Origin of the sequence: Alcaligenes sp. SDU_A2 (assembly GCF_038237375.1) — a bacterium.
Taxonomy (GTDB): domain Bacteria; phylum Pseudomonadota; class Gammaproteobacteria; order Burkholderiales; family Burkholderiaceae_B; genus Alcaligenes.
The window spans coordinates 3,313,335-3,330,814 of sequence record NZ_CP151273.1 but is presented as its reverse complement, the minus strand read 5'-3'; the positions used below and the strand labels follow the sequence as shown (position 1 = coordinate 3,330,814).

2 protein-coding genes are annotated in these 17,480 nt (G+C 62.2%); both read left to right on the top strand.

Going from position 1 to position 17,480, the window contains the following annotated elements; translation table 11 throughout:
* Window positions 1-9,897 carry an amino acid adenylation domain-containing protein gene (locus AADW57_RS15335; RefSeq protein ID WP_341667752.1) on the top strand — a complete coding sequence of 3,299 codons (9,897 nt, stop codon included), beginning with the start codon at window positions 1-3 and terminating at the stop codon, window positions 9,895-9,897.
* The gene (locus tag AADW57_RS15330; RefSeq protein ID WP_341667751.1) at window positions 9,887-17,464 is read left to right on the top strand and encodes an amino acid adenylation domain-containing protein; all 7,578 of its coding nucleotides are present in this window, start codon (window positions 9,887-9,889) and stop codon (window positions 17,462-17,464) included. The genes AADW57_RS15335 and AADW57_RS15330 overlap by 11 nt, the downstream gene beginning before the upstream one ends.
* Window positions 17,465-17,480: the final 16 nt, after the last annotated feature.

Here is a 17,480-nt window from a genome sequence, read left to right as displayed (position 1 = left end):
ATGAGTCTTTCCGAAAATCGCCTCAAGGCCATTGCGCAGCAGTTCGCAAGTCTGGACAAGGAGTCCAGTCGCGCTTTCTACCAGAAAATTTCGGAGCAGGGGCTGCGTGCCAGCCAGTTTCCGATTGTGCCGCGCGCTGATGACCGGCGCGCCGCCAGTCGCGCTTCGTTTGCGCAAGAGCGGCAATGGTTTTTATGGAAGCTGGACCCGGCCGCCTCGGCCTATCACATCAGCGCAGGCTTGCGTTTGTCTGGCCCCTTGGATATTCAGGCCCTTGAACGTAGCTTCCATGCGCTGGTGTCGCAACATCGGGCGTTGCGCACGGTTTTCCAGGCCGATGAGCGCGCGGCAGTCTATCAACGTGTTCTGGAAGTACCAGACCCGATTGTGCAGTTGGTGCATCTGCCGGTCGACAGCGCCGCGAAACAGCAAGAGTCTTTGCACGTACAGATAGAGGCCTTGCGCAGCATGCCTTTTGATCTGGAGGCGGGGCCTTTGCTGCGGGTTGCTTTGTTTCGTCTGGCAGAAAGCGAGCATGTTCTGCTGCTGGTCATGCACCACATCATCTCCGATGGGTGGTCCATGGATGTACTGGTCAGGGATTTTGCTCAGGCCTACTTGCAGCACAGCCAAGGGGAGCAGGTCCGATTCGCTGACTCGCCCGTCGACTATGCCGATTATGCGCTGTGGCAGCGGCAGTGGATGCAGGCGGGGGAGACCGAGCGGCAACTACAGTATTGGCGCGCTTACTTGGGAGATAGTCATCCGGTTCTAGATTTGAGTGCCGGACGACGGCCGGCGGTTGATGGGCCTTGCTGGGCCGATCAACGAACGGTGGAACTGCCTGCTCAGCATGTTTCGGCTGTGCGTTTGCTGTGCCAACGTCACGGCGTGACGGTGTTCATGGTTCTGCTGGCGGCGCTGAAAGTAGTGCTGAACAAGCGTACAGGACATGAGGACATACGGGTCGGCGTGCCCAACGCCAACCGCTATCGTCCCGAAACGGCAGCCGTTGTTGGTTTTTTCGTCAATACGCAGGTGTTGCGCAGCCAGGTGACGGGCCGCAGTACCTTGCGCGACGTCCTGGAACAGGTCAAAAGCGGTGCGCTGGGCGCGCAGTCCCATCAGGATTTGCCGTTCGAGCAGTTGGTGGAAGCTTTGCAGCCGGAGCGTAACGTCGGCGTCAGTCCTTTGTTTCAGGTCATGTATAACCATGTTCGGGAATCGGCCTCGGATGCCTTGTTGCAGTTGCCGGGTATACAGGTAAATGCCTACCCTTTGCCGCAGCAGGATGCGCAGTTTGACCTGACCGTCACGGGTCAGGAAAACGCAGCGGGTGGACTGGCTGTGCAATTTAGCTATGCCCGAGAGCGGCTCCAGGCCCAGACGATAGAACAGATGCAGACTTTGTATCTGGACGTTCTGATGGCGATGGCGCAGGAACCGGATACCCGGGTTGGCGATATCGCCGTGCTTTCCGAAGCGATGCAAGAGCAACAGGCTGCTTGGGGCACGCACCACACCCCCACCTTGATGTGCGAGCCGATCCACCGGCTGTTCGAGGCGCAGGCCCTGCGGCAGGGCGCGCGCATCGCGTTGACGGGCGCGGGCCCGGATCTAAGCTACGCGCAACTGAATGAACAGGCCAACCGGCTGGCGCACTACCTGCTGGCCCAGGGCGCGCGCCCGGAGGACAAGATCGGGCTGGCGCTGGAGCGCAGTCAGGCGCAGATCGTCGCCGTGCTGGCGATCTTGAAGGTGGGTGCGGCCTATGTGCCGCTGGATCTGGACTACCCGCCCGAGCGTTTGCGGTACATGGCGCAGGACAGCGGGATGCGCTTTGTGCTGACGCGCAGTGACGCGGGCAGTCTGGACTGGCTGCCCGCCACCGTGCGTCCCGTGCTGCTGGACTGCCTGGACACGCAGGGGTGCGGCACGGATAACCCGTCTGTGGCGGTGCACGCCCACAATCTGGCGTATGTGATGTACACCTCCGGCTCCACGGGCCAGCCCAAGGGGGTGGAGATCGCGCACCACGGGGTGTTCCGGCTAGTGCATCAGGCCAACTATGCTCGTTTGGACGAGTCGGTGCGGATGTTGCAGTTTGCGCCGCTCAGTTTTGACGCGTCCACCTTGGAGGTCTGGGGAGCTTTGTGCAATGGTGGCACGCTGGTGCAGGCCCCGGCGGGCTTGCTGGACTATGCCCGTTTGGGTCAGGTGATCGAGCGCGGTCAGGTTGATACGGCCTGGCTGACGGCCGCCTTGTTTAATCGGATGCAGGACGAAGCGCCGCAGGCGCTGGGCCGCTTGCGCCAGTTGCTCAGTGGTGGGGAGGCAATGTCCTTGCCGCATGCGCAGCGGCTGATCAGCGCAGCCGAACAGACGGTGCTGATCAATGGCTATGGGCCGACCGAATGCACGACCTTTGCGGTGTGCGCTCGGGTGGACGCGCAGGCGGTGCAGGCCGCTCAGGTGCCGCTGGGTGTTCCGATCAACGAGACGTGCTGCCGGGTACTGGATGGCTACTTGCAGCCGGTGCCGGTCGGGGTGGCGGGCGAGTTGTATCTGGGTGGTCTGGGCTTGGCACGCGGCTACCAGAACCGGCCGGACTTGAGCGCGGAGCGCTTTGTGGCTGATCCGTTCGGCGCGGACGGCGGACGGCTGTACCGCACGGGCGATCTGGTGCGCTGGAATGGGCAGGGTCAGCTGGAGTACCTGGGCCGTCTGGACCATCAGGTCAAGGTGCGCGGTTTCCGTATCGAGCTGGGCGAGGTGGAGTCTGGCTTGTTGGCGCTGGACGGGGTACGCGAAGCGGTAGTGGTGGCCCGTGAAGGGCCGCAGGGCGCGCAGTTGGTGGGCTATGTGTCGGGCGAGGGCCTGCTGGGTCAGGAGCTACGTGATCAGTTAGCGCAGCGTTTGCCGGACTACATGGTGCCTTCGGTGATCATGGTGCTGGACGCCTTGCCCTTGAATGCTAACGGCAAGATCGACCGCAAGGCGTTGCCCGAGCCGCAGTTTGTCGGCAGTCAGGAGTACGAAGCGCCGCAGGGCGAACTGGAAACGGTGCTGGCGTCGATTTGGGCGCAGGTGCTGGGCGTAGAGCGTGTGGGCCGTCAGGATAACTTCTTCGAGCTGGGCGGGCATTCGCTGCTGGCATTGAGCCTGATCGAGCGGCAGCGCGCCGCTGGCATCGTGGCGCAGGTGCGCACCGTGTTCCAGTATCCGGTGCTCAGCGCGTTTGCGCAGGCGGTGTCGCAGGCGCAGCCGGTGCACGATGTCGTGGTGCCCGCGAACGGCATCCCGGCCGATTGCACGGCGATCACGCCCGACATGTTGCCGCTGGTGGCATTAAGCCCTGAGCAGATCGCCGCGATTGCACAGCAGGTGCCCGGCGGCATGGCGCAGATCCAGGATATCTATCCGCTGGCCCCTTTGCAGCAAGGCATGTTGTTCCATCATGTGCTGCAAGCCCAGGGGGATGCCTACATCACGCCCACCTTGCTGGCTTTTGACAGCCGCGCACGTCTGGAACGCTTTGTGGACAGCCTGAATCAGGTGATTGCCCGGCACGATATTTTGCGTACTTCAGTGCATTGGGAAGGGGTGATCGAGCCTGTGCAAGTGGTGCAGCGCAGCGCCCGGGTGCAGATTCAGTGGCCAAGCGTGCAGGCGGGGCAGGATGTCCGCGCCCAGTTGGAAGCCTTGGCCATGCCGGGCCAGTATCGTCTGGATGTGCGCCGTGCACCCATGATCGATGTGTTGGCGGCTCACGACCCGGAGCATGGCCCGATGCATGAACAGGCCCATGAGTCGGCCTCTGGCATAGCTCGACCTGCCGCGCAGGGGCGGTATCTGTTGAAGGTGGTGCTGCACCATCTGATCAGCGATCACACCACGCTGGAACGTGTTATTCATGAAATCGGGCTGATCCAGCAAGAGCGGTTTGATGCCTTGCCGGCGGTCGTGCCGTTTCGTCATTTCGTGGCGCAGTCCGTGTTGGGTGCGGACGAGGAGACGCATCGGAATTTTTTTAAGCAGATGCTGGGCGACGTGGAGGAGACCACGGCTCCGTTCGGTTTGCTGGACATACAGGGCAATGGCAGCGATGTAGAGGAGGTCCATCGTGCCTTGCCTGATGAATTGGCCGTCCGTATCCGCACGTGCGCCCGAACCTATGGTGTCAGCGCCGCCAGTGTGTTCCACCTGGTTTGGGCGCTGGTAGTGTCGGCAGCCAGTGGGCAAAGTCGTCCGGTGTTTGGCACGGTGCTGTTCGGGCGGATGCAGGGCGGTCAGGGCATAGACCAGGCTTTGGGGATGTTTATCAACACCTTGCCGGTTCGGATCGATCTGGAGGGCGGGTCTGTCGCGCGTGCTTTGACACAGACCCATGCCAGCTTGACGGCGCTGATGAATCACGAAAGCGCCAGTCTGGCCTTGGCGCAGCGTTGTAGCGGCCTGCCCGAGGGAACGGCGCTGTTTAGCGCCTTGCTGAACTATAGGCACGATGCGTCGCTGGGCGATGGACAGAGTTCGGCGTGGGAGGGTGTCCAGGTGCTGTCCGTGGCAGAGCGAACCAACTATCCCATTGGGTTAGCCGTCAATGACAGCAGCGATGGCCCATTCAGCCTGTCTTTGCATGTGGTGCGCCAGATTGGTGCCGCGCGCATTGCCGATTACGTGATGCAAACGCTAGAGCACCTTGTGCAGTCTTTGGAGGCCGGGGGCCGGCAGCCTGTGGAGATGGTGTCTGTCCTGCCCGAGCAGGACAGACAGACCATGATGCGGTGGGGAGTGAATACGCGGCGTTACGCCTCTTTGGTGCCGACCCATATCATGTTCGAGCAGCAAGCCCGGCTGCATCCCGATCGGATCGCTGTGGTTTTTGATGGGCGCAGCCTGAGCTACGAGCAATTGAACACGCGTGCCAATCAACTGGCACACGACTTGATGGGGCGCGGCGTGGGGCTGGAGTCCAAGGTGGGGATTGCGGTTGATCGTTCGCTGGAAATGATGATCGGCCTGTTGGGCATCCTGAAAACCGGTGCGGCCTATGTGCCGCTGGACCCGGATCTGCCCCAAGAGCGTCTGGCGTTCATGATCCAGGACAGTGACATCCGTCTTTTATTGACCCAGCCTCATCTACAGACCCTGCTGCCTTGCGATGAAACGGCGACTGTCATTTTGCTGCAGGCGCAGGCGGCGATCAGCGCACCGATCTTGAACCCTGGCGTGGCGGTGCGTCCGGACAGCTTGGCTTATGTGATTTATACGTCTGGGTCGACCGGCAGACCCAAGGGTGTCGGCAATACGCACGATGCGCTGTCCAATCAGATGGTCTGGATGGAAGAGGAGTTTCGGTCCGAGGGCCGGGACGTGGTGTTGCAAAAGACACCGATCAGTTTTGATGTGTCTTTGCTGGAGCTGTTCTGGCCTCTGACCAACGGCTCCAGGCTGCATATCGCCAATCCGGGCGATCATCGCGACCCGCAGCGGCTGTTGGCCTTGATTCGTGAGCACAGCATCACCACGATTCACTTCGTGCCTTCCATGTTGCAGGCGTTCATGGCCGGGGATGTGGTGGAAGATTGTCGTAGCCTGAAACGGATTATCTGCATTGGCGAAGCCTTGGCGGCAGAAGTGCAGAACGATGTGCTGGCCCGCCTGCCCTGGGCCGATCTGTACAACATTTACGGACCGACCGAAGCGGCGATTGATATCACCAGTTGGCAGTGTCAGCCCGACGCTGTGGGGGTCGTGCCTATCGGCAGGCCGATTGCCGATTCCACTTGCTATGTGCTTGATAGGGCTCTGAATATGATCCCCCAGGGGACGGCGGGAGAACTCTACTTAGGCGGCTTGCCCTTGGCACGGGCATACGAGAATCGGGCCGACTTGAGTGCCGAGCGCTTTGTGGCCGATCCGTTCGGAGCGGACGGCGGGCGGCTGTACCGCACGGGCGATCTGGTGCGTTGGAACGCGCAGGGTCAGCTGGAGTACCTGGGGCGTCTGGACCATCAGGTCAAGGTGCGCGGTTTCCGTATCGAGCTGGGCGAGGTGGAGTCTGGCTTGTTGGCGCTGGACGGGGTGCGCGAGGCCGTTGTGGTTGCTCATCCGGGCAAGATGGGCGCGGTGCTGCTGGCCTATGTGTCCGCCAAGTCCGGCGTCCAGTTGGATGTTGCTGCCTTGCGTCAGCGTATGTCGCAGACCTTGCCGGACTATATGGTGCCTAGTGCCATCGTGGTGTTGGATACCTTGCCCTTGAGTTCCAACGGCAAGATCGACCGCAAGGCGCTGCCCGAGCCGCAGTTTGTCGGTGGTCAGGACTACGAAGCGCCGCAGGGTGAGCTGGAAATGGCGTTGGCGTCGATCTGGGCGCAGGTGCTGGGTGTGGATCGCGTGGGTCGTTACGACAATTTCTTCGAGCTGGGCGGGCATTCGCTGCTGGCATTGAGCCTGATCGAGCGGCAACGTGCCGCTGGTATCGTGGCGCAGGTGCGCACCGTGTTCCAGCATCCGGTGCTGAGCGCGTTTGCGCAGGCCGTGTCGCAGGCGCAGCCGGTGCACGATGTCGTGGTGCCCGCGAACGGCATTCCGGCCGATTGCACGGCGATCACACCCGACATGTTGCCGCTGGTGGCTTTGAGTTCTGCCGAGATCGCCGCGATTGCGCAGCAGGTGCCCGGCGGCATGGCGCAGATCCAGGACATCTATCCGCTGGCCCCGTTGCAGCAAGGCATGTTGTTCCATCACTTGCTCGATGCCGAGCGCGATGCATATGTGACGCCCACCTTGCTGGCCTTTGATAGCCGTGCGCGTCTGGAACGCTTTGTGGACAGCCTGAATCAGGTGATTGCCCGGCACGACATTTTGCGCACCTCGGTGCATTGGGAAGGGGTGGCCGACCCGGTGCAGGTGGTGCAGCGCCGCGCGCAGGTGCAGATTCAGTGGCCCACGCTGCAGGCGGGGCAGGATGCGCAAGCCCAACTGCAAGCCCTGACCCACACCGGGCAGTATCGCCTGGATGTGCGCCGCGCACCCATGATTGATGTGTTGGCCGCGCATGACCCGGCCGATAAGGCCTTGCAGGATGACACGTCGGGTCCGTGCTTGTTGCAGGTGGTCTTGCATCACTTGATTGGCGATCACACTACGCTGGAGCGGATTGTTCAGGAAATCAGCCTGATCCAGCAAGAGCGGTTCGATGCCTTGCCCGCAGTGGTGCCGTTCCGCAATTTTGTGGCCCAGTCCGTGTTGGGTGCAGACGAGTCCGCGCATCGGGCCTTCTTTAGCCGGATGCTGGGCGATATCGACGAGCCGACTGCCCCGTTCGGGGTACTGGATGTGCAGGGTGATGGCCGTACGGTGCAGGAGGTGTCGTTGCCGTTGCCGCCTGAGTTGTCCCGCTCCATCCGCGATCTGGCGCGTCGTCAGGCCGTCAGCGCGGCCAGCATGTTCCACCTGGCGTGGGCGTTGGTACTGTCGGCCACCAGCGGCCAGAGTCGCCCGGTGTTTGGCACGGTGCTGTTCGGTCGTATGCAGGGTGGCCAAGGCATAGATCAGGCGATGGGCATGTTCATCAACACCTTGCCGGTGTGCATCGATCTGCAAAATGGCACGGCCAGCGCCGCCTTGCAGCAGACGCACCGGTGCCTGAGCGAGCTGATGGCGCACGAGCATGCCAGCTTGTCGCAGGCCCAGCAGTGCAGTGCGGTGGCGGCCGGGGTGCCGCTGTTTACCTCGATGCTGAATTATCGCTACATTGCGCCGCAGGAGCTGGGTCAGGAGTTGGCCTGGGAAGGCATACAGGTGCTGGGCGGGCAGGAGCGCACCAACTTTCCCGTTGATTTGTCGGTCGATGATCTGGGCCAGGATTTCGTCTTGCAGGCACAAGCCGTCAAGGCGATAGGTGCGCAGCGCATGGTCGATTATATGGAGCGTGCGCTGCAAGCGCTTATCGAGCAGGCGGGTGCGCTGCCCGATCTGGTCGATGCCGTCGTGGGCGAGGGTGAGCGCGCTCAGCTTTTAAGCTTGGGCCGCAATATCCAGCCCTATGCCTATACCGAAGCAGTGCATGTCACGATTGACCGCCAGGCCCAGGGCCAGCCCGCTGCGGCGGCTGTGCTATGCCAAGGGGAGACGCTCTCTTATCAGGTGCTGAATCGACGCGCCAATCAATTGGCGCATGCGTTGATCGCACAGGGCGTGCGTCCGGAAAGCGCGGTGGGCCTGGCCGTGGAACGCTCGGCTGACATGATTGTGGCGGTGCTGGCGATTCTGAAGGCGGGTGGCGTGTATGTACCGCTGGACCCGGATTATCCGCAGGATCGCCTGGCGCATATCGTGCATGACAGCGGCATGACGTATGTCCTGACAGACAGTGCCTCGGATCATGTTTTTGCTACCTTATCCGGCGTGCGGGTGCTCAAGCTGGATGCCCTTGATGTGGACGGGCACCCTGGCGATGCACCTGTGGTGCCGCTGCATGGCGATAACCTGGCATACATCATCTACACCTCGGGTTCGACGGGCACGCCCAAGGGCGTGGCGATGACGCATCGGGATCTGGCGGTGCAGAGCGCGGTGGCCCGCGATGCCTATGGCTTGACCGGGCAGGACCGTGTCCTGCAGTTTTCGACCATCAATTTTGATGCTTTTGTGGAGCAGGTTTTTCCGATCCTGACCGCGGGTGGCAGCATGCTGGTGCGTGGCCGCGAGGTCTGGGACAGCGTGACCTTTTACGAGCAGTTGATCAGCCAGCACATTACGGTGCTGGACTTGACGGCGGCGCATTGGACCGTGCTGGTTCATGACTTTGCCCGACAAGGGCAACGGGATTACGGCCGCTTGCGGCAGGTGCTGGCGGGTGGCGAGGCGATGCCGCCCGAGGCGCTGGTCAGTTGGCGCTCCGCAGGGCTTGAACATGTTCGCCTGCTCAATGCCTACGGTCCGACCGAAGCCACCGTGACCGCGACCTTGTTCGATTGCACGCAGTATGTGCAGGGCAGTCTGCCTTTGCCGAAACATATGCCTATCGGCACCGGGCTGGCGGAGCGGCGCTTGTACATATTGGACAGGCAGCTCAACCTGGCCCCCGTTGGTGTGGAGGGCGAGCTGTACATAGGCGGGGATCTGCTGGCACGCGGTTATCAGAACCGGCCGGACCTGAGCGCGGAGCGCTTTGTGGCCGATCCGTTCGGTGCGGGTGGCGGGCGACTGTACCGAACGGGCGATCTGGTGCGCTGGAATGCGCAAGGCCAATTGGAGTATCTGGGGCGTCTGGACCATCAGGTCAAGGTGCGCGGTTTTCGTATCGAGCTGGGCGAAGTGGAGTCCGGCTTGTTGGCGCTGGACGGGGTGCGCGAAGCGGTGGTGGTAGTGCGCGAGGGGCCGCAGGGCGCGCAGTTGGTGGCTTATGTGTCGGGCGAGGGCCTGTCGGGTCAGGAGCTGCGCGATCAGTTGGCGCAGCGTTTGCCGGACTACATGGTGCCTGCGGTGATCATGGTGCTGGATGCTTTGCCCTTGAATGCGAACGGCAAGATCGACCGCAAGGCGCTGCCCGAGCCGCAGTTTGTAGGCAGTCAGGACTACGAAGCGCCGCAGGGCGAACTGGAAACGGCGCTGGCGTCGATCTGGGCGCAGGTGCTGGGCGTAGAGCGCGTGGGCCGCCGGGACAACTTCTTCGAGCTGGGTGGGCATTCGCTGCTGGCGATGCAGATCGTCAATCAGATCAAGCAGCAACTGGCTTTGCCGATTTCTTTGTCCCAGTTGTTTCAGGCCCCGAGTGTCCAGGCTTTGGCGCAGCATTTGCCTGGGCAGGAACAGCAGGCCAAGAGTCACCATGCCATGCACGAACTGGATGTGTTCATGGACTCTTTATTGGATGTAAATGATGAATAAAAGCGTGTTGATGCAGTTGGCGGAACGGTTTGCGACGCTTGCTCCCGCGCAACAGAAAAAATTCTATGCCAAGGTCCAGGAACAGGGGCAAGGCTACGAACAGTTTCCGATTGTGGCCGGTGGGCAGGTCGGACCCGATGGTTGCGCCGTCTCTTATGCGCAGCAGCAGCAATGGTTTTTATGGGAACTGGATCGGGACAGCAGCGCCTATCATTTAAGCAGTGCTTTGCAATTGCAGGGGCGTTTGGACCGCGCTGTCCTGCAGCGCAGTTTTGACTTTCTGGTCGAGCGGCATGCTCAACTACGCACGGTGTTTGCAGCCGGCGCCGATGGTCAGGCAAGGCAGTATCCGCAGCCCGTGGCACCTGTGGCCGTTGATGAGCAGGACCTGAGCGGCGTTCCCCTGTCGGACAGAGACGCGTGCGTGCAGGATGCGCTAAGCCGCTGGCAGTTAAGGCCCTTCGATCTGGAGCATGGGCCTTTGTTGCGGATCGGCTTGATCCGAACGGATGAACAGACACATATTTTGCTCGTGGTGGTGCATCACATCGTGGCCGACGATGGGTCTTTGCAGCAACTGCTGGGCGAATGGGTACAGAGCTACCATGCTCTCTCGCAGGGCAAGGTGCCGGTGCTGGACCCCTTGCCGATTCAATATGCCGACTATGCCCAATGGCAGCGTCATTGGATGGAGGCGGGCGAACGGCAGCGGCAACTGCATTATTGGACCGCCCGACTGGGCGAGCCGCAACCTGTCTTGCAGCTTCCCGCAGACGGGCCGCGCCGTCAGGATGGCCGTTATACCGTTGCCGGTCATCACCTGACCTTGCCGACGGAATTGGCGGCAGCGCTGCGTTCGTTCTGCGCGCAAGAGCAGATGACCTTGTTCACGGTATTGCTGGCCGGATTTCAGGTGCTGCTGTATCGCTATACCGGTCTGGAAGATATCCGGATCGGCATACCGTTCAGTAACCGTACCCGTCCGGAGACGGAAGGGCTTATCGGTTTTTTTGCCAATACGCACGTGCTGCGCCATTGCTTCGATCCACGCGCCAGCCTGCGCAGCGTTGTGTCTACGGTCAAAGACACCTTGTTGCAGGCGCAGGCGTATCCGGACTTGCCATTTGAACAACTGGTGCAGGCGCTGCAGCCAGAACGCCTGTTCGGGGTCAATCCTTTGTTTCAGGTGATGTTCAATCACCTGGTGCAAAGCAAGGGTTTGGAAAAAGTGTCTTTACCGGCTTTGTCCTTGCAGGGCTATCCGCTGGCCAGCCAGCAGGCTCAGTTCGAGTTGGTGCTGAACACGCAAGAAACGCAGGATGGTACCTTGATGGTGACCTGCTCATACGCGCAGGAGCTGTTCCATCCGGATACGGTGGCCAGGTTTTGCGGGCAGTATCAGCGCATATTGGAGGCCGTGCTGGCGTCTCCCGATTGTCCGGTGGGTAGTCTTGCACTGATGGCCCCGGAGCAATCGCGCGAATTGAGCGTGTGGGGAACGGGCAGAGATTCGGGGGCGATTCCCAGCCCTGTTCACGCACAGATCAGCATGCATGCGCAGTCCACACCGGACGCCCCGGCGCTGGTGTTCGAGGGACAGCGTCTGTCCTACGGTGAATTGGAGGCGCAGGCCAATCGACTGGCGCATGCCTTGATCGCGCGCGGGGTGCGGCCCGAAGACCGGGTGGGCATTGCGCTGGAGCGTTCGCTGGAGATGGTGGTGGGGATACTGGCGGTGCTCAAGGCCGGGGCGGCATACGTGCCGCTGGACCTGGACTACCCGCCCGAGCGCCTGGGCTATATGGCGCAGGACAGCGGCATGGGTTTGTTGTTGAGCCGCAGCGGGGTGGACACCTCGGCCTGGCGTCCGGCAGACGTCAGTCTGGTGCTGGTGGACCGGCTCGATAGCGGCGCGTATCGCCCGGACTGCCCGGCGGTGGCGGTGCACGGCGAACAGTTGGCCTATTTGATCTACACCTCCGGTTCCACGGGCCTGCCCAAGGGGGTGGCGGTGCGTCACCGGGCGCTGTCGCAGTGCATGGGCTGGATGCAGCATACCTACGGGCTGGGTACGGACGACACGGTGCTGCACAAGGCCCCGTTCAGCTTCGATGTGTCGTGCTGGGAGATTTTTTGGCCCTTGAGCTGCGGTGTGCGGCTGGTGATCGCCCGTCCGGGCGACCATCGCGACCCGCAGCGTATTTTTGACCTGATCGAGCAGCATCGGATTACGACCGTCAATTTCGTGCCGCTGATGCTGCAAGCCTTTTTGGCGCAATGCGGCGAGCAGGTGCCCGGCCTGCGGCATGTAATGTGCGGTGGCGAGGCGATCAGCGCGGCGGTGCAGTCCTTGTCGGTGCAGCGGCTGGGCGCGGGCGTCTTACAGAACTTATACGGACCGACCGAGACGACGATACATGTAACACGCTGGACGTGCCAGGATGATGGTCGCACGCCGGTGCCTATCGGCCGCCCGATCGATGCGACCCAAGCCTATGTGCTGGATGGCTCCTTGAATCTGGTGCCTGCCGGCGTGCAGGGCGAGTTGTATATAGGCGGGGATCTGCTGGCACGCGGTTATCAAAACCGGGCGGAGCTGAGCGCGGAGCGCTTTGTGGCCGATCCGTTCGGGGCGGACGGCGGGCGGCTGTACCGCACGGGCGATCTGGTGCGCTGGAATGCGCAGGGTCAGCTGGAGTACCTGGGCCGTCTGGACCATCAGGTCAAGGTGCGTGGTTTCCGTATCGAGCTGGGCGAGGTGGAGTCCCAGTTATTGGCGCTGGACGGGGTGCGCGAAGCGGTGGTGGTGGCCCGCGAGGGGCCGCAGGGCGCGCAACTGGTGGGCTATGTGTCGGGCGAGGGTCTGTTGGGCCAGGGCGCAGTGGGTCAGGGCGTACTGAACTCGCAAACTACCGATCTTGACCCGGCGGATCACGAACTTGTCGGTGGTGGTGGCGCTCCAGGTTCGATGATCTTGGGCCAACAATTGCGCGAACAATTGGCGCAGCGTCTGCCGGACTACATGGTGCCTGCGGTAATCATGGTGTTGGATGCCTTGCCCTTGAACGCCAACGGCAAGATCGACCGCAAGGCGTTGCCCGAGCCGCAGTTTGCAGGCAGCCAGGACTATGAAGCGCCGCAGGGCGAATTGGAGACGGCGCTGGCGTCGATCTGGGCGCAGGTGCTGGGCGTAGAGCGGGTGGGCCGTCAGGACAACTTCTTCGAGCTGGGCGGGCATTCCTTGCTGGCATTGAGCCTGATCGAGCGGCAACGCGCGGCCGGCATCGTGGCGCAGGTGCGCACCGTGTTCCAGCATCCGGTGCTGAGCGCGTTTGCGCAGGCCGTGTCGCAGGCGCAGCCGGTTAAGGATTGTGTGGTGCCCGCGAACGGCATCCCGGCCGATTGCACGGCGATCACGCCCGACATGTTGCCGCTGGTGGCCCTGAGTTCTGCCGAGATCGCCGCGCTGGCCCAGCAAGTGCCCGGCGGCATGGCGCAGATCCAGGACATCTATCCGCTGGCACCCTTGCAACAAGGCATGTTGTTTCATCACTTGCTTGATGCCGAGCGTGATGCATACGTGACACCGACGCTGCTGGCTTTTGACAGCCGCGCGCGCCTGGAACGCTTTGTGGACAGCCTGAATCAGGTGATTGCCCGGCACGATATTTTGCGCACCTCGGTGCATTGGGAAGGGGTGGCCGATCCGGTGCAGGTGGTGCAGCGCCGCGCGCGGGTGCAGATTCAGTGGCCTACCTTGCAGCCGGGGCAGGATGCACAAACCCAATTGCAAGCCCTGACTCGCACGGGCCAGTATCGTCTGGATGTGCGCCGTGCGCCCATGATCGATGTGTTGGCCGTACACGATCCAGATCATGATCTGGTGCATGATTTAAGAGATGGACAGGCGCGTATCCCGGTTCATGATATCCAGTCCAGCTTAGGGGACGAGATCGCGGATAAGACAGCGCAGGCGTTGAGCGATACCGCACAAACCGCGGTTCGGGGTCGGTATCTGTTGCAAGTGGTGCTGCACCACCTGATCAGTGATCACACCACCTTGGAGCGCATGGTTCAGGAAATCAGCCTGATCCAGCAAGAGCGGTTCGACGCCTTGCCTGCGGTAGTGCCGTTCCGCAACTTTGTGGCCCAGTCCGTGTTGGGTGCGGACGAGGAGGCTCACCGAGCCTTCTTTAGCCGGATGCTGGGCGAGATCGACGAGCCGACCGCCCCGTTCGGGGTGCTGGATGTGCAGGGCGATGGCCGTGCGGTGCAGGAGGTCTCGTTGCCGTTGCCGCCCGAGCTGTCCCGCTCCATCCGCGATCTGGCGCGTCGTCAGGCGGTCAGTGCGGCCAGCGTGTTCCACCTGGCGTGGGCGCTGGTGCTGTTGGCCACCAGCGGCCAGAGTCGCCCGGTGTTTGGCACGGTGCTGTTCGGTCGCATGCAGGGTGGCCAAGGCATAGATCAGGCGATGGGCATGTTCATCAACACCTTGCCGGTGTGCATCGATCTGCAAAATGGCACGGCCAGCGCCGCCTTGCAGCAGACGCACCGCTGCCTGAGCGAGTTGATGGCGCACGAGCATGCCAGTCTGTCGCAGGCCCAGCAGTGCAGTGCGGTGGCGGCCGGGGTGCCGCTGTTCACCTCGATGCTGAATTATCGCTACATCGCCCCACAGGCGCACGAGCAGGCCGCGGCCTGGGAAGGCATGCAGGTGCTGGGCGGGCAGGAACGCAGCAACTATCCCGTGACTGTCTCGGTGAATGATGATGGTGTAGTGTTTTCCCTGGATGTACAGGCCGCCATTGCGGGCAAGGCAGATCAACTGGCCTTGTATACACAAAAGGCGTTGCAGCAATTATTGCTGGTGTTGTCCACCGATGTGTCGCAGCCGATCCGTACAGTTCAGATCTTGGGTGACGATGAACTGAGCGTGCTGGGGCGTCTGGGCACGCACCATACCCCCACCTTGATGTGCGAGCCGATCCACCGGCTGTTCGAGGCGCAGGCCCTGCGGCAGGGCGCGCGCATCGCGTTGACGGGCGCGGGCCCGGATCTAAGCTACGCGCAACTGAATGAACAGGCCAACCGGCTGGCGCACTACCTGCTGGCCCAGGGCGCGCGCCCGGAGGACAAGATCGGGCTGGCGCTGGAGCGCAGTCAGGCGCAGATCGTCGCCGTGCTGGCGATCTTGAAGGTGGGTGCGGCCTATGTGCCGCTGGATCTGGACTACCCGCCCGAGCGTTTGCGGTACATGGCGCAGGACAGCGGGATGCGCTTTGTGCTGACGCGCAGTGACGCGGGCAGTCTGGACTGGCTGCCCGCCACCGTGCGTCCCGTGCTGCTGGACTGCCTGGACACGCAGGGGTGCGGCACGGATAACCCGTCTGTGGCGGTGCACGCCCACAATCTGGCGTATGTGATGTACACCTCCGGCTCCACGGGCCAGCCCAAGGGGGTGGAGATCGCGCACCACGGGGTGTTCCGGCTAGTGCATCAGGCCAACTATGCTCGTTTGGACGAGTCGGTGCGGATGTTGCAGTTTGCGCCGCTCAGTTTTGACGCGTCCACCTTGGAGGTCTGGGGAGCTTTGTGCAATGGTGGCACGCTGGTGCAGGCCCCGGCGGGCTTGCTGGACTATGCCCGTTTGGGTCAGGTGATCGAGCGCGGTCAGGTTGATACGGCCTGGCTGACGGCCGCCTTGTTTAATCGGATGCAGGACGAAGCGCCGCAGGCGCTGGGCCGCTTGCGCCAGTTGCTCAGTGGTGGGGAGGCAATGTCCTTGCCGCATGCGCAGCGGCTGATCAGCGCAGCCGAACAGACGGTGCTGATCAATGGCTATGGGCCGACCGAATGCACGACCTTTGCGGTGTGCGCTCGGGTGGACGCGCAGGCGGTGCAGGCCGCTCAGGTGCCGCTGGGTGTTCCGATCAACGAGACGTGCTGCCGGGTACTGGATGGCTACTTGCAGCCGGTGCCGGTCGGGGTGGCGGGCGAGTTGTATCTGGGTGGTCTGGGCTTGGCACGCGGCTACCAGAACCGGCCGGACTTGAGCGCGGAGCGCTTTGTGGCTGATCCGTTCGGCGCGGACGGCGGACGGCTGTACCGCACGGGCGATCTGGTGCGCTGGAATGGGCAGGGTCAGCTGGAGTACCTGGGCCGTCTGGACCATCAGGTCAAGGTGCGCGGTTTCCGTATCGAGCTGGGCGAGGTGGAGTCTGGCTTGTTGGCGCTGGACGGGGTACGCGAAGCGGTAGTGGTGGCCCGTGAAGGGCCGCAGGGCGCGCAGTTGGTGGGCTATGTGTCGGGCGAGGGCCTGCTGGGTCAGGAGCTACGTGATCAGTTAGCGCAGCGTTTGCCGGACTACATGGTGCCTTCGGTGATCATGGTGCTGGACGCCTTGCCCTTGAATGCTAACGGCAAGATCGACCGCAAGGCGTTGCCCGAGCCGCAGTTTGTCGGCAGTCAGGAGTACGAAGCGCCGCAGGGCGAACTGGAAACGGTGCTGGCGTCGATTTGGGCGCAGGTGCTGGGCGTGGAGCGTGTGGGCCGTCAGGACAATTTTTTCGAGCTGGGCGGGCATTCGCTGCTGGCATTGAGCCTGGTTGGGGAAATCGGTAAGCGTAATCTGGGCATAGCCGGTGACTTGGCTACCTTGCTCAGAACTCAGACGGTGGCGGCGTACGCCGCTGCACAAAGCACGAGTAGCCGTACGATTGCCTTGAATCAGTGTGCGCACGAGATACCGGCGTTATTCATGATTCATGACGGCAGAGGCAGTGTGCTGGATTATTTTTCTGTGGGCCAGACTCTGGCGCAGACATGTCCCGTGATCGGGCTGCCTTTGGAAAGCCGTCATGTGCCAGGAAACCTGCACGATATTGCCGCTATGCATGCACGAACGATTCAGGAGCATCAGCCCGTCGGGCCTGTGAAGATTGCCGGTTGGTCCTTGGGTGGCGCACTGGCATTTCAGGTTGCCGCATTGCTGGAGTCGCAAGGTCGGCAAGTGGCATGGGTCGGAGCCATTGATCCGTACATTCAGGCGCTGGACGAGCTGGATGTCGATTTTCCGCGCTTTGCGCATGAGTATCTTCTGGCGCTGGTTGATCCGGACCGGCATGAAAACGTGTTGGCGGATGCTGATGTGATGCGGTGGCTGGCGCATGCCCAGCCAGATCAGACTGGCATTGCCCGGATGACCCGACATGTCAGAGAGCAGCATCCCCCCAATCGTCTCAGTGGTTTGGCGCGACTCGGTGATACGGAGCTGGCTGATCTGTGCCTGACGTCCTGGCTCTTGTATCAAGCGCGTTCCGTGCGCTGCCCAGGGGTCAACCTGCAGGCTCCGGCCTATCTTTGGTGGGCAGGATCGGATGCCAATGCCGCCGAATTTACGAGCTGGATGCGCAGCGAACACCATGTCCAGGTTCTGCTGCCACAGGACGATCATGGCAGCATTATCCGTTCGTCTGCCTTGCTGGCGGACATTCAGGTGCTGTGCCAGGCAGGGCCGGGCCAATGCCAAGGTGTTCTGGCGGACTTGCCGGTGTGTGGTCACGTGTGATCGACCATAAAAAAAC